This window comes from Flavobacterium notoginsengisoli (assembly GCF_042686225.1).
GTDB lineage: Bacteria > Bacteroidota > Bacteroidia > Flavobacteriales > Flavobacteriaceae > Flavobacterium > Flavobacterium notoginsengisoli.
Map to the genome: position 1 here is coordinate 411,830 of NZ_JBHUOT010000001.1, position 20,291 is coordinate 432,120.

Sequence of the window (20,291 nt, forward strand, 5' to 3'; positions counted from 1 at the left end):
AATGACAAAATATATCATAAAAAAATACGATCAAAACGATTTTACAGCTTGGAACGACTTTATTTCCCAGGCAAAAAATGCTACTTTTTTATTTCATCGCGATTTTATGGAATATCATAAAGATCGATTTGAAGATTATTCGCTTTTAGTTTTTGAAGAGCATAAATTACGAGCTGTTCTTCCGGCCAATAGAAAAGGAAATACCGTTTATTCACATCAGGGACTTACTTACGGCGGATTGGTTTTTTCTTCTAAGTTGAATGGCGAAAAGGTGGAATCTATTTTAGATAATATTTTACTTTTTTTGAAAGAAAATAAGATTGAAACTTTTTATTATAAACCAATTCCTGATTTTTACTTTTCTGGAGGAAATAAGGAAATGGAGTTTTTTTTATTGAAAAGGGGAGCGGTTTTAGAAAGAAAAGAAATGAATCTGGCGGTTAATTTATCTGTTCCGTTACAGATTTCTAAAAGTAAAATGAAGCATTTCAGAAGAATTGAAAATCTTGATCTAGATATTTTCGAAGAAGAAAACTTTGATCCATTTTGGGAAAAAGTTTTGGAACCTAGATTGCAGGAGAAATTCAATACAAAACCCGTTCATTCCAAAGAAGAAATCACATTTTTAAAATCTAAATTCCCTCAAAATATAAAACAATATTCGGCGTACAGAAACGATGAAATTATTGCCGGAATAACAATTTTTGAAACAAAGAATGTGATAAAATCGCAGTATGGAGCCACTTCAAAAACAGGAGAAGAATTTCGGGCTCTTGACTTTTTATTCATAAATCTGATTCATAAATATAAACGAAAAGGAAAACATTTTTTTGATATGGGAATTGTGAATTCTGATACTGAAGATTACAATGTCGGACTTTTAAAACAAAAAGAAGAATTAGGCTGTACGGTTTACAGTCAGGATTTTTACAAAATTGAACTCAAGTGATACCTTTTTTAGATCTAAAAAAAATAAACGAACCGTATGAAACTGCTTTTCAGGAAAAACTGAAAACGGTTTTAAATAACGGCTGGTATATTTTAGGAAAAGAAGTGGAAACCTTTGAAGAATCTTTTGCTCAATATTGCAAATCAAAATATTGTATTGGTGTTGGTAACGGTTTTGACGCTTTAGTTTTAATTTTTAAAGGATATATTCAACTTGGAAAATTAAAAAAAGGAGATGAGGTTATTGTTCCTGCCAATACTTACATCGCAAGTATTTTGGCCATTCTACAAGCCGATTTAGTACCGGTTTTGGTTGAACCAAGATTAGAGACATACAATATAAATCCGGATTTAATTGAGGAAAAAATCACTCCAAAAACAAAAGCCATTTTAGCTGTTCATTTATACGGACAATTGGCCGAAATGGAAAAAATCAATGAAATTGCAATAAATAATAATCTGATTGTAGTTGAAGATTGTGCCCAATCACATGGAGCGATCAATGATCTACAATCTACAATCTACAATCTAAAATCAGCCTGCGCATATAGCTTTTATCCTGGGAAAAACCTGGGATGTTTAGGAGATGGAGGCGCAATTACAACAAACGATTCTGAATTAGCGAAAGTGCTTTTTTCGCTTCGAAATTATGGCTCAGAAAAAAAATATCATAACGAATATATTGGCGTAAACTCCAGATTGGACGAATTGCAGGCAGGATTTCTAAATTTAAAATTACCGAATTTAGATACTGACAATGAAAAGAGACAAAAGATTGCAAAGCGTTATTTGTCTGAAATAAAAAACGATAAAATAGAATTACCATTTTGGGATTTTTCGAATAATCACGTTTTTCACTTGTTTGTTATCCGAACAAAAAACAGAGAAAAGCTGCAGGAATATTTAATGCAATATAATATTCAAACCTTAATTCATTATCCAATTCCTCCGCACAAACAAAAAGCTTTTCCGGATTGGAATCACTTATCTTTTCCTATTACCGAAAAGATTCATAACGAAGTTTTGAGTTTGCCAATGAGCCCCGTTTTAACGGAATCTGAAGTCGATTTTATTATAGAAATATTAAATCAGTACTAAATTTGAATTTCTATAAAAAAATAGTTCAAACCAGTTTGTTTAAGATTACTTCTTTAAACAGTTTCAGCGTGGTTTTAAAAATAGGAATTGGCTTAATTACGTCAAAAATATTAGCCATTTTTATTGGTCCTGGCGGAATGGCTTTGGTTGGAAATCTTCGCAATTTCTTGACTTCACTGGAAAATATTTCAACTTTAGGTTTTCAAAATGGTATTGTAAAATACGTTGCCGAAAACGAAAAAAATCAAGTACAACTCCAAAAAATAACCACAACTGTTTTTCTTAGCTTATTTGGTGTAGCTGTTATTTTGAGTGTTTTTTTGTTCTGTACAGCCAACTATTGGAATTACAAAATTTTCGGAAATAATACCCAATATGTGATGATTTTTAAGGTTCTGGCTTTGGCTTTGCCTTGTTATGCGGTTTCCATTTTTTTTGTTGCTTTGATAAACGGGTTGGGTAAATTTCAAAAGGTAATCTGGATCAATATCATCGGAAATACAATAGGATTATTGGTTTCTGTTTTCATGATTTTACAATACCAGACAATTGGTGCTTTACTGGCTATTATTATTGCACCCGCTTTATTGTTTTTTTTTACGTTCTATCTGGTTCAAAAAGAAATTAATTTTTCTCAAATCATAAACTTCAGTTTCTTTGATTTTCAGGTTTTAAAAAACCTCTCATCTTATTCGTTAATGGCTTTGGTCTCGTCTGTTTTTGGACCAATTGTATTCCTGGCAATCCGAAATCAAATTATTCAAAGTTTGGGAGTAGAGCAGGCAGGATATTGGGAAACTATAACCAGAATTTCGTCTTACTATCTATTGTTTGTCAGCACAATTCTAACCGTTTATTTTTTGCCTAAACTGGCGAAAGCCTCAACAAGAGAAGAAACAAAAAGTATTTTTTGGCAGTTTTATAAATTCATTCTACCCGTTTTTATTTTGGGTTTAATTGTACTTTACGTCCTTAGATTTTTTGTAGTCGAACTTCTTTTTACAAAAGAATTTTTGCCTGTAACCAATTTGTTTTTCTGGCAGTTTTTAGGAGATATTTTTAAAGTTTGTGCACTAATTTTAGGCTATCAGTTCTTTGCTAAAAAATTGACTTCAGCTTTTATAATAACTGAATTGTTTTCTATTACGCTTTTGTATTTTGCAAGTTTGTTTTGTATTAAAATATTTCAAATTGAAGGAGCTGTAATAGCTTATGCCTTTCAAAATTTAATCTATTTGATTGTACTTTGTCTCTATTTTAGAAAAAGCCTTTTTTAATTGGCGCTCCATTTTTGGATATACAGCTGAGCGATTTTTACATAATGATGTTCTTTTTCTATAAAAGCTCTTGCGCGTTTTCCAATCGCAATAATTTCTTCGGGATTTTCAATTAAAAAAGACAATTCGTTTACCAAATAAGCAACATCCGGAATAGCGTTTATACAGACTTTTTCAGAAAGATTGTAATATTCCTGAAATTCAGTTTCTGCATTGGTAAAAACGACCTTCCCTTTCGCCATCGATTCCAGTGCATTATAACCCTGATCGTATCCGTAAATTTGATCCAATAAAATGTGAGAACGATTATAGAGATTAATATACTCTGAATAAGGAATGCTTCGAACAGTAATTACTTCAATTTTAGAACCATATTTTTTTTCGATTATCTCCAAGGCTTTTTCAAAATAATCATTTCCTTTTTTTAAATAATTATCATTGTTAATACCATGAAAAATGATGATTTTATCATTGATTTCAATAGGTTGAAATGGAAGTTTGTCAATATTAATCGGATTTGGAATCATGCCTAAATATTTAGGATTTCCTTGCAACGGAAGATGATAATCTAAATCTGATGCAATAATTCCGTTGCAGTTATTATAAATAAACTGATGTAGTTTTAAAAAGGCTTTTTTACGGAATTTCAGAACATTCGCAAAAGATTTTTTATCAATTTGATTGTTTTGATATAATGAAACCACAGATTTGAAATCAGGATTTTCGAAGCAATATTTCACATTTAAATAATCGTAGCCGGAACTTAGTAAAAACAATTTTTTATTGTTTTGTAAAAGGCTTGAGATGATCTTTTTTTCAAAGTTAAAAGTACAGTGAAAACTGTTTTCGTTTATTAACTGTACCACATCAAAACCGGAACACTGTTTTTCGAATTTTAGAAACTGACGATAAGTTAGATACGAACTAATATCAAATCCTGAAATTTTAAAAATACCAATTTTGATTTTTTTAAGTAAACCTGAATCCCATTTCTTTTGAATAGAATAATCAACAGGAAAATTTTTAAAGCCGTCATTTTGACCAATGATAAAAACATCATGTCCCAATTGCTGCAAACCATCTTTCAAAGAATTGTGCAAATGACTGTATTCTCCTACCAGTAAAACTTTCATTTATGTGTATATTTGACAAATATATTTACTTTTTTGATCAAAAGCATGAATAAAAAGAAAGTTGCAATAGTTTCAAATTCTTTAGGGAAAGGAGGAGCAGAACGTTTTGCAGCTTTATTGACATTTATGTTGGAAGATTCCGGTTTCGAAGTACATTCGATTATTGTAAATAATGTTATAGATTATTCGTATACAGGAACTTTATATAATTTAGAGAAGGAAAGTTCCCAATCCTCATTTCCTTTCAGAAAGCTGAAAAAAGGAATTTTATTACGTCGCTATTTAGTTGAAAATAACATAGAGATTGTAATAGACAGCAGAACCCGAAACGTGTTGTTAAGAGAATTGATTACGAGATTCATTTATCGAAATACGAGAATTTTTTACATTGTGCATAGTTACAATTTTGAAAACTATTTTCCTTCCTCAAAATTTTGGTCAGGAGTAATTTATAAAAAGGCAGAGGCTTTAGTTTGCGTGTCAAAAGCAATCGAACAGAAAGCAAAACAACTCTACAGATTCAACAATACGATTACAATTTACAATTCTTTTTTTATTGCTGAAGAGGAATTCCAAAAGCAGGTTTTAGAAGCTAAGAAAGTAATTTTGTACTTTGGACGATTTGATGAAAAAGTAAAAAATTTCACGTTGATGCTGGAAGCTTTTTCATATTCTAAAGTTTTTTTGAAAGAGTATCAGCTTCATTTAATGGGATCTGGAAATGATTCCAAATTTATTCAACAAAAGATAGAGGAATTGAATTTGAGTAATTATGTTGAAATTTTTCCTTTTAAACAAAATCCTTATAATGAAGTTCGCGAAGCAAAATTTACAATTTTGACGAGTTATTACGAAGGTTTCCCAATGGCTCTTGTTGAATCTTTGACTCTAGGAACTCCGGTTTTAGCGGTAGATTGCAATTCTGGACCGAGAGAAATTATTCAGAACGAAATTAATGGGCTATTGGTCGAAAATCATAATGTAAAAGCATTAGCAGAAGCGATGAATCGATTTGTAGATGACGAAGAATTATACCATTTTTGTAAAAAGAATGCTGTTGAAAGTGTTGCACATTTATCTTTAAAAACGATTTCCGTACAATGGAAGAATCTTCTAACCAAATAAAAATGACCAGTATTTCAGATATTCAAATAATAGAAGTTCCTAAAATTCAGGATCGAAGAGGAAATCTTTCGGTTGTTGAAGGAGATACGATTCCGTTTGTTTTCAAAAGAGTTTATTATTTGTATGATGTGCCAAGCGGAAGCAAAAGAGGAGGACATGCACATATTGAACAACAGGAATTTTTAATCGCTTTAAGCGGTAGTTTTAATGTGGTTTTGAAAGACGGGAAAAATAGTAAAACTGTAACGCTCAATAAACCGAATGTTGGATTACTAATTGTTTCGGGGATTTGGCGTGAACTTAAAAATTTCTCTTCCGGAAGTGTTTGTTTGGTATTTTCTTCGGGTGAATTTAGTGAAGATGATTATATTCGGGAATATAAAAAGTTCAGGTTATTTAAAGACCGATGAACCCAGACCTAAATTAGCGAGTAGTGTTTTTACTTTAATTAGAAGGATCAAAATAAAAGCTGGAAGACGTAATAAAAGCCTTTTCTTTAATCCCAAATTCTTTAAATCAATTGGTTGATAATATTTGGTAAACAATTCTTTTTCTCCTGCAATTTTACTTTTTACAGCCAGCGAAAAACGGTTTAAATCCAGAAACTTTTTGAGGTCAGCATTGCTTTTTTCTATTTCTTCATATTTCGAAAAATCCATTTTTTCGTGGATCAATTTATTGTTTTTTGAAAGACTTTTAGGATCGTAAACATAACGAGCTAATATTTTCCAAGAAAAAACAACGGGGTAGAGCAAACCAATTCTAATCCATAAATCAGTGTCCTGACCGCTTTTTATTCTGGTGTCAAAATTTCCGGCTTTTTCAAAGACCGTTTTATGAAAAACAGCGCATGAAGTACAGAGAACGGTTTCTTTTAAACTAGCTTTAAAATAATTTACAATTTCAAAGTCATTATTTGATTTTGAAATCGAATATTGCACAGGGATTATTTTTTTGGAAGTATCAAATTCAATCGCTGCAGAAAATACGTTTTGATCCGGAACTTTTGAAATGAGATTAAACATCGTTTCTAAAAACGTCGGATACCAATAATCATCAGCGTCGAGAAAGGTTATAAAATCTGATTTTGCTTTTTCTATTCCGTAATTTCTTGCCGTTGAAGCCCCTTCATTTTTTTTGCTGAAATAATGAATTCTGGAATCTTTAAATTTTAATAATTTTTCTTCACTTTTATCTGTAGATCCGTCATTTACCACAATAATTTCAAAATCCTGAAAAGTTTGGTCTAAGATACTTTGTATCGTGTTTTCGATAAAATGTTCTTTATTATAAAGCGGAATTATTACAGAAAAAAAAGCCATTTATTGTGATTTTAAAAAAGAATAATAGCCTAATTTATAAATATCAAACAGAAAAAGAGATGGGTGTGCTGAGACTAGATTTCGTTCGATTTTTGATTGTGATTTTCGAAAAATAAAAGAAAAAACAGCAAGCAATTTTAATGTTTTCAAAAGTTCAAAAGAGGCAATAATTCTGCTTTCATTGATTGAAATCTTTTTTGCGGCGTTTAAAATTACCAGATTTTCTAAAGCTGTTTTTGTTTTATTTAAAAAAAGGGAGGAAGTTTCTAAATTTAAATGGAAAACGGGATTGTCAATATGGGTAATTTCGATTTGCTTTGCTTTTAAAGCAGTGAAAAAAAGTAAATCTTCGTAACCATATTGTGTCAGTGTTTCATCAAACGGAAAGAGAATTACAATTTCCTTTTTTATAAATAAATTAGAAGCCAAAGCCGATTCTGATGGATTTTGATTTCTTTGAGAAATGTTTAAAGCTTCTCGTTCTTTACCATAAATCCAACGTAAAAGTACTTCTTTGGAAGGCTTTTGGGTTTCATATAAAATACCTCCAAAAACTACTTTTGGATTCGTTGTTAATGCTGAAATATAATTAGAAATAAAATCGTGATGTACAGGAATGGTATCGGCATCTAAAAAAAGCAGATTTTCATGAATTGCTTTTTGTGCCAATAAATTTCGAATTGCACTTCGTCCTATATTTTTTTCTAAAATAGAAAAGGAGCAGTTTGTAAATTGATTAATTCTTTGGTTTTCAATTGTATATTCTTGCGAAGCGTCATCTAAACAAATAATTTCAAAAGGAATGTCACAATCCGAAATTTGTTTATGCAACGTTTCAACAAGTGTAAAAATGTTGTAATTGTAAACCGGAATTAAAACGGAAAGCATTACACGCTTCTTTGCACCACTTCGAAGATTCTCTCATCTTCGCATTTCAATGTTTTAGAAGGGAATTTCATTAATAAAGCATAATCATGAGTAGCCATGATAATTGTTTTACCAGCAGCATTGATTGCTTTTAATACTTCTAAAACCTCAGAACTGGTTTGTGGATCCAGGTTTCCTGTTGGTTCGTCTGCCAGGATAAATTCGGGATCGTTAAGAAGAGCTCTTGCAATAGCAACACGTTGTTGTTCTCCTCCCGAAAGTTGATGCGGCATTTTATTCACAAAATCTTTCATGCCTACTTTATCCAAAACTTCATCAATTTTGTGCAACATTGCATCTTTTTCGTGCCATCCGGTTGCTCTTAGTACAAAAAGCATATTGTCTTTTATAGAACGGTCTGGAAGCAATTTAAAGTCCTGAAACACGATTCCGATTTTACGTCTCAAAAATGGAATATCGTTTTCTTTTAGTGCAGCCAAATCAAATTCAACAATATGTCCTTCTCCTTCAACTAGCGGTAAATCAGCATATAAAGTTTTTAAGAAACTACTTTTTCCGGAACCTGTTTTTCCAATGATGTAGATAAATTCACCGTGGTTAACATCCAAATTAATGTGAGAGATAATTTTTCTTCCTTCTTGATATATAGTGACTTCTTTAAGAGATAGTACGGTTTGTGACATAATAAAATTGATTTGAATGGTAAAAGTAATAAGATAACGTTTGTATTCAAAATAAATTTGAATCATTTCTGTAAGAAATTAAAAAAAATGAGAATAGATTAAAACAACAAGAAAAAATGGAATAATACTTGTGTTAAGAAAAATTTCATTTTAGAAAGTTTGAGAACCAATATTTTGAAGTTTGAATAAACAAAAAATCATGTCTGATTAATGTTTTGTTCATAATAAAACCTTAAAACGTTTCGTTATAAACCGTATAAAATTGATACATTTGAATACTAAATATTATTAAAATGCGTAAACTTTCCTGGTTCTTTTTATTCCAAATCATTCTTTTATCGACCACAGTTTCGGCACAAAAATCAGCTATTTATACTTACGATTTAAAGGATTTTGACAAAGCGCTGGCTTTATATAATGATAAACAATATGCTTCGGCACAGCTTATTTTCGAGCATGTTAAAAATAGCGGTGTTACCGAAGAAGTACAGTCAGACTGTGCATTTTATATTGCCAATTGCGCGATAAGAACCAACAAAGCAAATGCCGATGCATTGGTCGAAAAATTCGTTAACGATTACCCAACCAGCACCAAACAAAATCAGGCTTATATAGAAGCGGCTCAGTTCTTTTTTGAGCAGGGAAATTATCCAAAAGCCTTGCAATGGTTTGATAAAGTAGATGAAAGTTATATGAGTAAAGCGGAATCGGACAAATTCAACTTTATGAAGGGATACAGCTATTTTAATGCTAAAAAGAAAAAAGAAGCGACAAACTATTTTAATAAAGTGGTTAATTCTAAAGAATATGGTTCTCAGGCTAAATATTACTTAGGATTTATGGCTTATGAAGGAGACGATTATAAAGAAGCAACCAAATATTTTGATGAGGTTTCGGGCGAAGAAAAGTACAAAGAGAAACTTTCGTACTATCAGGCTGACATGAACTTTAAATTAGGAAATTTCCAAAAAGCAATTGATTTAGGCCAAACTGCTATGGCTAAATCAAATGAAATGGAAAAATCGGAATTGAATAAAATCATTGGAGAAAGTTATTTCAACTTAAAACAATACGAAAAAGCGATTCCATATTTAGAAAAATATGCGGGTAAAAAAGGAAAATGGAACAACACCGATTTTTATCAGTTAGGTTATGCTTATTATGAGCAGAAAAACTACGAAAAAGCGATTTCTCAATTCAATAAAATTATTGAAGGAAAAGATTTCGTGGCACAAAATGCTTATTATCATTTAGGTCTGAGTTATTTGAATATCGGTAAAAAACAAGAAGCTTTAAACGCTTTTAAAAATGCTTCTGAAATGGATTTCAATGCGCAGATTCAGGAAGACGCTGCCTTAAATTATGCTAAATTGAGTTATGATATTGGAAATGCGTATCAGGCGGTTCCAGGGATTTTATTGGATTTCCTGAAAAAATACCCAAATAATTCAAGCCGCTCTGAAGTAGAAAAACTATTAGTTGATTCTTATATTTCTTCTAAAAACTACAAAGAAGCTTTGGCTTTGTTAGAAAAAAACAGAACTGCTGAAAACAAAGCGGCTTACCAAAAAGTGCTTTTTTATCGTGGAGTAGAATTGTATAATGAATCAAATTACCAGGAAGCAGGTAAAATGTTCAAAAGTGCTATCAGCGAACAAAAAACGCCGGAATTCACTGCTCGTGCGACTTTCTGGAAAGCAGAAACAGAATATCTGAATGATGACATGCAAAATGCTTTATTGACTTACAAGCAATTTGCAGGAATGGCCGCAGCAAAATCTACAGACGAATACAAAAACATCAATTACAATATTGGTTACACTTACTTTAAGTTGAAAGAATACGATCAGGCTGCGAATTCTTTTCAGGCTCAGATTGATAATTCTCCATCAGACAAAGTACGTTTAAACGATTCCTATCTTCGTTTGGGAGATTGTCGTTTTGTAACTTCAAAATACAGTGCAGCAAATGAAGCTTACGGAAAAGCAATTGCCGCAAAAGGTGTTGATGCAGATTATGCACAATTCCAAAAAGCACTTTCTTATGGATTCATGTCAAATAATGCGAAGAAAGTAGATGAATTAAATAATTTCCTTCAGATGTACAAGAAATCATCTTACAGAGACGATGCTTTATTTGAATTAGGAAATACTTATGTGGCTGAAAAGAAAAACGATCAGGCTTTAAAAACCTACGATCAGCTGATTTCAGAATTCCAAAACGGATCTTTTACTTCAAAAGCAATCTTAAAACAAGGTCTGATTTATTATAACTCAGATCGTGATCAGCAGGCTTTAACAAAATTTAAAAAAGTAGCTGCAGAATTCCCGAAAACTCCTGAAGCTCTGGAAGCGGTTGCTACGGCAAGATTAATCTATGTTGATTCAGGAAAAGTTGATGAATATGCGACTTGGGTTCGTACATTAGATTTTGTTGAGGTTTCAGATGCTGAATTAGACAACGATACTTACGATGCCGCTTTCAAACAATACAGTCAAAACAACAGCAAAGCTGCGATTACAGGATTTGCAGGTTATGTTAGCAAATTTCCAACAGGTTTACATGCATTAGAAGCTAATTTCTATCTAGGACAGCTTTATTATGCAGAAGGTTCTGAAACAAAATCGACATCAAATTATCAATATGTTGCAGATCAGCCAAGGAGCGAATTTACAGAGCAGGCTTTAAACAGACTGGCTCAGATTTATTTGAAAACAAAAGATTGTGATAAAGCAATTCCGGTATTAAAACGTTTAGACAGCGAAGCAGATTATCCACAAAATAAAACTTTTGCACAAGCAAACCTGATGAAATGTTATTATGATAAAAAAGATTATGATAACTCTGTTATTGCTGCTGAAAAAGTGCTGGAAAATGCAAAATCGGATGCCGGAGTAAAAGCCGATGCACAAATTATTGTAGCTCGTGCCGCAATTCAAACAGGTAATGAAGATAAAGCGAAAACAGCTTACGCTAAATTGTTAACGACTTCGAAAGGAGAACTAGCAGCAGAAGCTTTGTATTATGATGCTTATTTTAAAACGAAAGAAGGAAAATATGATGCTTCCAATACTGCAGTTCAGAAATTAGCAAAAAGTTATTCTGCTTATAAATATTATGGAGCAAAAGGTCTGGTGTTAATGGCGAAAAACTTCTACGGATTAAAAGATAGTTATCAGGCAACTTATATCTTGGATAACGTAATCAACAATTTTACAGATTATCCGGATGTTGTAGAAGAAGCGAAAAAAGAATTAAATGCTATTAAAGCAGAAGAGTCAAAAACAAATTCGTCGATTAATAGATAGAAGAAAGAGAATAGAAAAAAGAATATAGAACATAGATATAAAAGCAAAGATTGGAAAGTCTATTCTCTATATTCCTTATTCTATTTTCTAAAAAAAAAGAAATAAAAAAATGAGTTTACCTTTTTATATAGTAGATGTTTTTGCAGATAAAAAATACGCCGGAAATCAACTGGCAGTTTTTATGGATGCAGAAAATCTTAGTACAGCACAAATGCAGCAGATTGCCCGCGAAATTAATTTTGCAGAAAGCACATTTGTTACCAAACTGGACAGAACAAATAATAAAGCAGAAATTAGAATATTTACACCTGCACATGAAATGCAGTTTGCGGGACATCCAATCATTGGGACTTCATGGGTTTTGATGAATAAGATATTTGAAAATGCTCCGTCAGAAATTAAATTGGAAGTGCCGATTGGACCGATTTCAATTCATAAATCAGAAGATTTGATTTGGTTAAAAGCAGCGCAGCCAAAGTTTTGGGATGTTTTTTCGAAAGAAGATTTTACACATTTCAGTAATTTGAAAGTAAGCGATTTTGAAAATCAATTTCCGGTTCAGGAAGTAACAACAGGAAGTGCTTTTGTATTGGTTCCTTTAAGCAGTGAAAGGGCTCTGAAAGATTTGGTTTTAGACAAAGATAAAGCCGATCAATGGATGAAGCAACATTGTAAAACGGATCACAGAGGCTTATATTTTTACTATTTTGAAGGAACAAAAGTAACAAGCAGATTATTGTACATTGAACACAATCAGTTAATGGAAGATGCTGCGACAGGAAGTGCGAGCACATGTTTGCAAGCCTCTTTGTTAAAATACAATACCAAAGAAATTGAACTAATCAACTACCAGGGAGAATTTATAAACAGACCTTCTGAAATATATTTTAAAGGAAAATTAGTTGACGATCAATATGATATTAATATTGGAGGAAAAGCTCAGTTTGTTGCTAAGGGAGAATGGGAAGCTTAAGCAAGAAAATAGAAAATAGAACAAAGAAAAAAGATTTTAGAATATAGAAAGAGAACAAAGAGTTTTTAGCATAAGAATTAAGGAATAGTATAAGTCTATTTTCTATATTCTTTTCTCTATACTCTTAAAAAAAAGAAATATGAAATTAAATTGCCAGTATAAAATTGTCGTTTTACTAGTATTATTTGTTGTCCAGCTTTCGTTTTCCCAAGTTAAGAAAAATGAAAGTATCGGAACGGAAACTGTAAACGTTGTAAAACCGTATTCGCCGACTATTTCAGACGCTTTTAAAGTAAAAGAAAATCCTTCGCTTGACGATAGTGGAAATCAGCAGAAAGAAGTAATTAAATATAGTATTTTGTCTGTTCCTGTTGCTTCTACTTTTACGCCTTCTAAAGGAAAAGCGGAAGGAGTTGAAAAAGCTAAAAAAGAGAGATTATTTAATAATTACGCAACTTTGGGTATTGGAAATTACAGTACTTTGAATGCGGAGTTATTTGTAAACCAGGATTTAGGTAATAATGATTATGTGGCAGGAATGTTTCGTCATCATTCTTCGCAGGGCGGAATTAAAGATGTAGAGTTAAATGATGAATTTTACGACACATCAATTAATGTAGGTTACGGTCAGAATAACAGGGATAATAACTGGAATGTTGATTTAGGATATCAAAACCAAATCTACAACTGGTATGGGCTTCCGGCAGATTTTGGTTCTACAATTCCGGCTCAGCGTTATGATTTGGTAAATAGCATCAATCCGGATCATTCTTACAATACAATCTGGCTAGGTGGAAATGCTGAATTTACAGAAAGTATTTTTAGTAATCTTGCTGCAAAATTCACTCATTTCTCAGATAGTTATTCTTCATCAGAAAACAGATTTTTTGTAAAGCCGACTTTTACTGTTGATGTAATGGATCAGGCAATTAAAACAAATGTAATTGTAGATCATGTAAGCGGTTCTTTTAAAAACAATTATTTACAGGATAATACGGAAGCTGTCAAATACAGTTTTACCAATGTTGGAATTGAACCAAGTTTTGTTATTCATGAAAATGACTGGACTTTAGAATTAGGAGCTGGAGTTTTCTACAGCGGAGACACGGAAAACAGTGGGAATAAATTTTATTTGTATCCAAAAGTAAATGCTTCTTATAAACTAGTTGGCGACTTAATGATTTTTTACACTGGAGTAGATGGAGGTTTAAAGCAAAACTCTTATGCTGATTTTGTGACTGAAAATCCGTTTTTATCACCGACTTTAAACATGCGTCCGTCAAGTACACAGTATAATGTATTTGCTGGTTTAAAAGGAAAATTGGCAAACAATGTAAATTATAATTTGACTGGTTCTTACATGAACGAAAAAGACAAAGCATTGTTTAAAGCGAATGATTATACAGAAGTAATAACAAATGAAGATTACGCTTTCGGAAACTCATTTGGAGTTGTGTATGAGGATATTAGAACATTACGATTTTATGCAGAATTAAAGGCCGATTTCTCTCAAAATGTAACTTTTGGAATTAACGGAACGTTTAATAGTTATAATACTGATAATGTTGTTGAAGCATGGAATTTACCAACAATGAAATTAAGTTCAACTTTAGACGTTAATATTACTAAGCAATGGTATGCAGGATTGAATGTGTTTTATGTGGGAGAAAGAAAAGATATGCAGGCAAATTCGGGTATTGCAGCTAATTATGCTCCGATAACTTTAAAAAGTTATTTTGATGCCAATGCTCATTTAGGTTACAAGTTCAGCGAGCGTTTGACATTTTTCTTAAAAGCTAATAATATTGGAAATCAAGCATATCAAAAATGGTTGAATTACCCGGTACAGGGATTCCAGATTTTAGGAGGGGCAAATTATAAATTTGATTTTTAAAGCTATATAGCCACAAAGACACCAAGGCACCAAGGCACAAAAACATTTCAAATGAAAGTGCCTTTTTTTTTCAGCCATGAACTCATGAATTTTTTGGAGTAGATTCGTGAATTCGTGGCTGTTTTTTAAATTTTATCTTTATGGAAATTAATTTACGTCAGGAAAATAAAAAGGATTTTGAAAGTGTTTTTCAATTAATAGAAAAAGCTTTTGAAAAGGAAGAATATAGCGATCATAAAGAACAATTTTTAGTAGAAAGATTAAGGGATTCCGATGCTTTTATTCCAGAATTATCTATTGTTGCTGAAATTGGTGATACAATCGTTGGATATATTTTATTTACCAAACTGGAAATAAAGAATGAAACTCAAACCTTTCAATCATTAGCACTTGCACCAGTTTCAGTTTTACCAGAATTTCAGGGAAAAGGAATTGGTTCTAAACTTATTTTGCATGGACATGAAATTGCAAAAGACTTAGGTTATAAATCGGTTATTTTACTTGGGCATCAAGACTATTATCCAAGATTCGGATATGAACTTTGTAAAAAATACAACATCAAAATGCCTTTTGATGTGCCAGCTGAAAATTGTATGATAATAGAGCTTATAGAAGATGGTTTAAAAGCAGTAAGCGGAGAGGTAGTTTATCCAAAAGAATTTTTCGATTAAGATTAGAAAAAAAATCACTTATCTTAGCGCCTTAGTGCCTTCGTGGCAAAAAAAAAACCTTTGCATCTTTGCAACTCAGAACCTCAGTACCTAAAAAAAATGACTTTCAAAGAAAAAATATATACTCACTACACACAAATGGTTCAGGATCGAATAGATGTTTTTAGAGACATGATTTCCAACTTGACAGAAGATTCAAAAAACGATGCCAAGGGATCTGCCGGTGACAAACATGAAACAGCATTGTCGATGATGCATATAGAGCAGGAAAAATTGACTGCTAAATTAAAAGAAGCGATCGAACAAAAAGGTATTTTAGATAAAATTGATCCGTTGAAAACTACTGAAAATATAGTTTTGGGAAGTTTGGTAAAAGCAAACGGAATTTATTTGTATGTAAGTGTTGCACTTCCTAAAATTACAATTGACGGAATAAATGTTATTGCACTTTCTCCTCAATCTCCATTAGGGAATCATTTAATGGGGAATAAGGCTGGATTTCAATTTGAGATAAATAAGACGCATTACACGATTCAAAGTGTTGAGTAATCTTATTTACTAAGTCTGGAACTTTGTCAAAGTTTTAAACTTTGACAAAGTTGAATTAACCTCAAAGTATTCTCCATAATCTTGTCATTTTCGAGGAACGAGACCCGAGCGATAGCGAATAGGCGAAGCAAATCTTTGCAGGTAACTCTGCAAAGTATATTGCCAATCTTAGTTTTTTGTTAAATATAGCCCGTGGTTTCAACCACGCGACACGTTTTATATATTGCATCCCGTGGTTGAAACCACACACTATATTTGATAAACGATTGTGGAATTTATAATTTTAGAACAGTTTGATGTTGTCTCTTTACGGATTCTTTATTGATGCTGAAATAACTCAAAATTTAATTCAAAAAATCGTTCTGAACTTTCAAATTTAAAGCGTTTTTTGGTTCCAAATTAAAATTTTCAAGTTTCGACCTTATTTTTACTTCTAAATTTTACATTTTATGCGTAAATTGTTTTTTTTGGTTGATAATTGTAATTGATATTAAGGTTTGTGTTTTTCAATTGTAACTAATACTTCATCTTTGCCTTATCAAATTAAAACTTAAAAATTAAAATATAGAATATTATGTGTGGAATTGTATGTGCCTTTGATCTTAAACAAAAAGCCGAAGCGTTAAGACCTCAAGTATTAGAAATGTCAAAAATCATTCGTCACCGTGGACCAGACTGGAGCGGAATTTACAGTAATGATAAAGCAATTCTTTCTCATGAGCGTTTGGCTATTGTAGATCCAGCTTCAGGAAAACAACCTTTATTTACAGAAGATAAAAAATTGGTTTTAGCTGCAAACGGTGAAATTTACAATCACAGAGATTTGCGTAAGCAATTTGAAGGAAAATATAACTTTCAAACTGAAAGTGACTGTGAAGTTATTTTAGCTTTATATAAAGAAAAAGGAGTAAGTTTTGTTGACGAATTAAACGGAATTTTTGGATTTGCAATTTATGACGTTGATAAAGATGAGTATTTTGTTGCTCGTGACCATATGGGGATTATTCCATTATACATTGGATGGGATCAGCACGGAACTTTCTATGTGGCTTCTGAGTTAAAAGCTTTAGAAGGATACTGTACAAAAATCGAATTATTCCCTCCAGGACATTATTTATCAAGTAAAGATGGCGAATTTGTACAATGGTACAAAAGAGACTGGACAGAATATGATGCAGTTAAAGACAACGAAACTAGCATTCCAGAAATCAAAAAAGCATTGGAAGCGGCAGTTCACAGACAATTAATGAGTGATGTTCCTTATGGAGTTTTACTTTCTGGAGGTTTAGATTCTTCTATTACTTCGGCTGTAGCCAAAAAATTTGCACAAAAAAGAATTGAATCTGATGATACTACAGATGCTTGGTATCCGCAATTACACTCTTTTTCTGTTGGTTTAGAAGGTTCTCCTGATTTAGCTGCAGCAAGAAAAGTAGCAGATCATATCGGAACTATTCACCACGAAATTAAGTTTACAATCCAAGAAGGTTTAGATGCGGTTCGTGATGTAATTTACAACTTAGAAACGTATGATGTAACTACAGTTAGAGCTTCAACTCCAATGTGGTTAATGGCTAGAGTAATCAAGTCAATGGGGATCAAAATGGTTCTTTCAGGTGAAGGTGCAGATGAGTTATTCGGAGGGTATTTATATTTCCACAAAGCGCCAAACGCAAGGGAATTCCACGAAGAAAACGTTCGTAAATTAGGAAAACTTCACATGTATGATTGTTTACGTGCCAACAAAAGTTTGGCAGCTTGGGGAATCGAAGGACGTGTACCTTTCTTAGACAAAGAATTTATGGATGTTGCAATGCGCATCAACCCACAAGATAAAATGATCAACAAAGAACATCCAATGGAAAAATGGGTAGTTCGTAAGGCTTTTGAAGACATGCTTCCGGAAAGTGTTGCTTGGAGACAAAAAGAGCAATTTTCTGATGGAGTAGGATACAGCTGGATTGATACTTTGAAAGAAGTGGTAGCCAGAGAAGTTTCAGATGAACAATTGGCAAACGCTAGATTCAAGTTCCCATTACAGACACCAACTTCAAAAGAAGAATATTACTATCGTTCAATCTTTACAGAGCATTTTCCAAGTGATGCAGCGGCATTATGCGTGCCTCAGGAAGCAAGTGTGGCTTGCAGCACAAAAATCGCTTTGGAATGGGATGAAGCTTTCAAAAACATGAACGATCCATCTGGAAGAGCAGTAGCAAGTGTTCACGATGATGCTTATGTAAAAGCCTAAAGAAGAGTTTAATTTTTAGAATTAGTATATATATTGCCGAAAGACGTTCTTGCAAAAGAACGTCTTTCTTGTCTAAAATTGTTAAATTCTAGATTTCAGTTCTTTATAAAAAGTTTTTGGTAATTAGTAAGCTTACTTTTTTTATATTTGGCATTCTCCGAAATAAAATTGAATCTCCAAAGATTTTAATATGGAAAGTATTAGGAAAGCAAAAAATAATCTTTAGTTTTGCTTTTAGTGAAAATTTTTAATGATTTTTTAATGTACAGCTTGCTTTAAGTTTTGTGCAATACAATATAATAATAAATAGAATAGTATGTCTGGATTGTTAGCCGTAATTGGTAAAGGAAAAGACCCCAAACTTGTTAAAGAACTTTCAGAAAGAATGTCATATCGCGGCCCTGATGAAAGTGATGTCCATATTATGGAAAATGGCAGTATATTGTGTCATGAAAGTCTATCAATTATTGATCTTAATTCAGGAAAACAGCCGATTCAGGGAACAAATAAAGCCTGGATGGTTCATGATGGTGAAATTTATAATTATCAGGAACTGAAAGATACAGTTTTAAAACATCATGCTTTTAGAACAGAATCGGATTCAGAAGTGATTGTACATCTTTATGAAGAGTTTGGCTATGATTTTTGTAACAAACTCGATGGCGATTTTGCTTTTGTAGTAATTGACGGAGATAAATATATTGCTGGTCGTGACCCTATTGGGGTGAAGCCATTATATTATGGTTTGGACGAAAGAGGAAGAATTTATTTTTCTTCAGAAATGAAGTCTATTGCAGATCAGTGCAAATCATTTTCTACATTTCCTCCGGGACATTATTATACAGCGAAAACAGGTTTTGTAAAATATTATCATCCGGAATATGAAGATCATAAAAATGCAGATCAGTCTTTGGATTTAGATGTAATTCGCCAGAGTTTAATCAATGCTACAAATAAACGATTGTTGGCAAATGTTCCTGTAGGAGTAATACTTTCAGGAGGATTGGATTCTTCTTTAACCTCTTCTATTGCTTCTCGTACATTAAAAGAAAATGGGCAGAAATTGCATTCTTTTTCCATTGGTCTGGATGCTAATTCACCGGATAATATTGTGGCAAGAAAAGCGGCAGAGTTTTTAGGAACAGAGCATCATGAAATTCATTTTTCTGTAGAAGAAGGAGTTCAGATTTTGGAAAAAGTAATTTATCATATTGAAACTTATGATATTATTTCGGTAAGATCAGGTGTACCAATGTATTTGTTGTCTAAAGCAATTGCTGAACAAGGAGTCAAAGTGATTTTATCAGGAGAAGGAGCAGATGAGGTTTTTGGAGGGCATTTGTATTTTAGAAACGCACCTTCGACAGAGGAATTTCAAGATGAAACCATAGAAAGAGTTCAGAAGTTGTTTACGGCAGATTTACTTCGTGCAGATAAAACAACAATGGCACACGGACTGGAAGTGAGATTTCCATTTTTGGATACCACATTCTTAGATACTAATATTCGAATCAAAACAGAAGAGAAGCAACCTAAAACCTATGACGGTATTGAAAAATACATTTTAAGAAAAGCTTTCGATACACCGGAAGATCCTTATTTGCCTTCAGAAGTTTTGTGGCGTCAGAAAGAACAGTTTTCTGATGGTGTAGGGTACAATTGGGTTGATGAATTAATTGAATATTGTGCTTCTCAAGTTACAGACGAACAATTAGCGAGTGCAAATGCAGAATTTCCATATAATTCTCCAACGACAAAAGAAGCTTATTTGTACCGTTCTATTTTTCATAAATATTATCCACAGGTCAGTGCAGCGCAAACTGTGCGTAAATGGATTCCAAAATGGCAGGAAAACCTTGATCCAAGTGGAAGAGCAAATGCAGCACACTTACAGGGAAATTTTGAAAGTGTAAAATCTGGTGTTCCGGTTTAGAAAACAAATTCCAATTTTATAAATTCCAAATTCCAAGATTGGAATAAATATAGAAAAGCCGAAATACATTAAAGAAATGTAGTTTCGGCTTTTTAGTTTTTACATTATTTCCAGTTTTATAATTTAGAATTTAAGAAAATTAGAATTTAAAGTTCGCTTTTAGAATTTTTTTTGGGTTTTTCAGACAATTGTGTTGATAACTTAAGTGCTTTAAGTGGTATTTTACTGGGTATATAGC

General features: G+C 32.3%; 16 protein-coding genes. 12 read left to right on the top strand and 4 right to left on the bottom strand.

Going from position 1 to position 20,291, the window contains the following annotated elements; translation table 11 throughout:
• Position 1 precedes the first annotated feature (1 nt).
• From ACFS3A_RS01620 to ACFS3A_RS01630, 3 genes are read left to right on the top strand one after another with little or no spacing between them, the layout of a single operon-like run.
• Entirely contained in the window at positions 2-949 is a 948-nt protein-coding gene (locus tag ACFS3A_RS01620; protein WP_379823530.1) for a FemAB family protein, read from the top strand.
• On the top strand, positions 946-2,046 hold the full coding sequence (locus tag ACFS3A_RS01625; RefSeq protein ID WP_379823532.1) for a DegT/DnrJ/EryC1/StrS family aminotransferase: 1,101 nt from the start codon (positions 946-948) through the stop codon (positions 2,044-2,046). Before ACFS3A_RS01620 ends, ACFS3A_RS01625 begins: the two co-directional genes overlap by 4 nt.
• Positions 2,047-2,081: 35 nt before the next feature.
• Positions 2,082-3,323, top strand: coding sequence for an O-antigen translocase (locus tag ACFS3A_RS01630; protein WP_379824353.1), 1,242 nt, complete (start codon positions 2,082-2,084; stop codon positions 3,321-3,323).
• Here ACFS3A_RS01630 and ACFS3A_RS01635 read toward each other — a convergent pair.
• Positions 3,320-4,456: a glycosyltransferase gene (locus ACFS3A_RS01635; protein ID WP_379823534.1), complete on the bottom strand. Its 1,137-nt coding sequence runs from the start codon at positions 4,454-4,456 to the stop codon at positions 3,320-3,322. The genes ACFS3A_RS01630 and ACFS3A_RS01635 overlap by 4 nt on opposite strands.
• 45 nt (positions 4,457-4,501) lie before the next feature.
• Between ACFS3A_RS01635 and ACFS3A_RS01640 the strand changes: the two genes are divergently transcribed.
• A complete protein-coding gene (locus ACFS3A_RS01640) occupies positions 4,502-5,581 on the top strand; it encodes a glycosyltransferase (protein ID WP_379823537.1) in 1,080 nt (359 codons plus the stop codon).
• The gene (locus ACFS3A_RS01645) at positions 5,557-5,991 is read left to right on the top strand and encodes a sugar 3,4-ketoisomerase (protein WP_379823538.1); all 435 of its coding nucleotides are present in this window, start codon (positions 5,557-5,559) and stop codon (positions 5,989-5,991) included. Before ACFS3A_RS01640 ends, ACFS3A_RS01645 begins: the two co-directional genes overlap by 25 nt.
• Here the strand turns inward: ACFS3A_RS01645 and ACFS3A_RS01650 are convergent.
• From ACFS3A_RS01650 to ACFS3A_RS01660, 3 genes are read right to left on the bottom strand one after another with little or no spacing between them, the layout of a single operon-like run.
• Positions 5,974-6,903 (bottom strand): glycosyltransferase family 2 protein, encoded by a 930-nt coding sequence (locus ACFS3A_RS01650; protein ID WP_379823540.1) that lies wholly within the window; start codon positions 6,901-6,903, stop codon positions 5,974-5,976. The two genes, ACFS3A_RS01645 and ACFS3A_RS01650, sit on opposite strands and share 18 nt — an antisense overlap.
• Entirely contained in the window at positions 6,904-7,791 is an 888-nt protein-coding gene (locus ACFS3A_RS01655) for a glycosyltransferase family 2 protein (RefSeq protein ID WP_379823542.1), read from the bottom strand.
• Positions 7,791-8,474 carry a cell division ATP-binding protein FtsE gene (locus tag ACFS3A_RS01660; RefSeq protein WP_379824354.1) on the bottom strand — a complete coding sequence of 228 codons (684 nt, stop codon included), beginning with the start codon at positions 8,472-8,474 and terminating at the stop codon, positions 7,791-7,793. Before ACFS3A_RS01660 ends, ACFS3A_RS01655 begins: the two co-directional genes overlap by 1 nt.
• A gap of 293 nt (positions 8,475-8,767) precedes the next feature.
• Between ACFS3A_RS01660 and ACFS3A_RS01665 the strand changes: the two genes are divergently transcribed.
• From ACFS3A_RS01665 to asnB (ACFS3A_RS01695), 7 genes are all read left to right on the top strand, one after another.
• Positions 8,768-11,782, top strand: coding sequence for a tetratricopeptide repeat protein (locus ACFS3A_RS01665; RefSeq protein WP_379823543.1), 3,015 nt, complete (start codon positions 8,768-8,770; stop codon positions 11,780-11,782).
• Between the two features lie 109 nt (positions 11,783-11,891).
• A complete protein-coding gene (locus ACFS3A_RS01670; protein WP_379823544.1) occupies positions 11,892-12,755 on the top strand; it encodes a PhzF family phenazine biosynthesis protein in 864 nt (287 codons plus the stop codon).
• Positions 12,756-12,894: 139 nt separating this feature from the next.
• A complete protein-coding gene (locus ACFS3A_RS01675) occupies positions 12,895-14,649 on the top strand; it encodes a TonB-dependent receptor (protein WP_379823546.1) in 1,755 nt (584 codons plus the stop codon).
• 140 nt (positions 14,650-14,789) lie between these two features.
• On the top strand, positions 14,790-15,320 hold the full coding sequence (locus ACFS3A_RS01680; protein WP_379823548.1) for a GNAT family N-acetyltransferase: 531 nt from the start codon (positions 14,790-14,792) through the stop codon (positions 15,318-15,320).
• A gap of 99 nt (positions 15,321-15,419) precedes the next feature.
• Positions 15,420-15,869 (top strand): hypothetical protein, encoded by a 450-nt coding sequence (locus ACFS3A_RS01685; RefSeq protein ID WP_379823550.1) that lies wholly within the window; start codon positions 15,420-15,422, stop codon positions 15,867-15,869.
• Between the two features lie 574 nt (positions 15,870-16,443).
• Complete coding sequence (asnB, locus tag ACFS3A_RS01690; RefSeq protein WP_134140716.1) at positions 16,444-18,120, top strand: asparagine synthase B; 1,677 nt, start codon at positions 16,444-16,446, stop codon at positions 18,118-18,120.
• Between the two features lie 316 nt (positions 18,121-18,436).
• Positions 18,437-20,053 carry an asparagine synthase B gene (gene asnB, locus ACFS3A_RS01695; RefSeq protein ID WP_379823552.1) on the top strand — a complete coding sequence of 539 codons (1,617 nt, stop codon included), beginning with the start codon at positions 18,437-18,439 and terminating at the stop codon, positions 20,051-20,053.
• Positions 20,054-20,291: the final 238 nt, after the last annotated feature.

Bases quoted from the DNA above. Each gene is read 5' to 3' on its own strand.
- ACFS3A_RS01645 (WP_379823538.1), top strand. From the start codon at position 5,557: ATGGAAGAATCTTCTAACCAAATAAAAATGACCAGTATTTCAGATATT.
- ACFS3A_RS01675 (WP_379823546.1), top strand. From the start codon at position 12,895: ATGAAATTAAATTGCCAGTATAAAATTGTCGTTTTACTAGTATTATTT.
- ACFS3A_RS01650 (WP_379823540.1), bottom strand. From the start codon at position 6,903: ATGGCTTTTTTTTCTGTAATAATTCCGCTTTATAATAAAGAACATTTT.
- ACFS3A_RS01640 (WP_379823537.1), top strand. From the start codon at position 4,502: ATGAATAAAAAGAAAGTTGCAATAGTTTCAAATTCTTTAGGGAAAGGA.
- ACFS3A_RS01665 (WP_379823543.1), top strand. From the start codon at position 8,768: ATGCGTAAACTTTCCTGGTTCTTTTTATTCCAAATCATTCTTTTATCG.
- ACFS3A_RS01680 (WP_379823548.1), top strand. From the start codon at position 14,790: ATGGAAATTAATTTACGTCAGGAAAATAAAAAGGATTTTGAAAGTGTT.
- ACFS3A_RS01685 (WP_379823550.1), top strand. From the start codon at position 15,420: ATGACTTTCAAAGAAAAAATATATACTCACTACACACAAATGGTTCAG.
- ACFS3A_RS01635 (WP_379823534.1), bottom strand. From the start codon at position 4,456: ATGAAAGTTTTACTGGTAGGAGAATACAGTCATTTGCACAATTCTTTG.
- ACFS3A_RS01620 (WP_379823530.1), top strand. From the start codon at position 2: ATGACAAAATATATCATAAAAAAATACGATCAAAACGATTTTACAGCT.
- ACFS3A_RS01655 (WP_379823542.1), bottom strand. From the start codon at position 7,791: ATGCTTTCCGTTTTAATTCCGGTTTACAATTACAACATTTTTACACTT.
- asnB (WP_134140716.1), top strand. From the start codon at position 16,444: ATGTGTGGAATTGTATGTGCCTTTGATCTTAAACAAAAAGCCGAAGCG.
- ACFS3A_RS01660 (WP_379824354.1), bottom strand. From the start codon at position 8,474: ATGTCACAAACCGTACTATCTCTTAAAGAAGTCACTATATATCAAGAA.
- ACFS3A_RS01670 (WP_379823544.1), top strand. From the start codon at position 11,892: ATGAGTTTACCTTTTTATATAGTAGATGTTTTTGCAGATAAAAAATAC.
- asnB (WP_379823552.1), top strand. From the start codon at position 18,437: ATGTCTGGATTGTTAGCCGTAATTGGTAAAGGAAAAGACCCCAAACTT.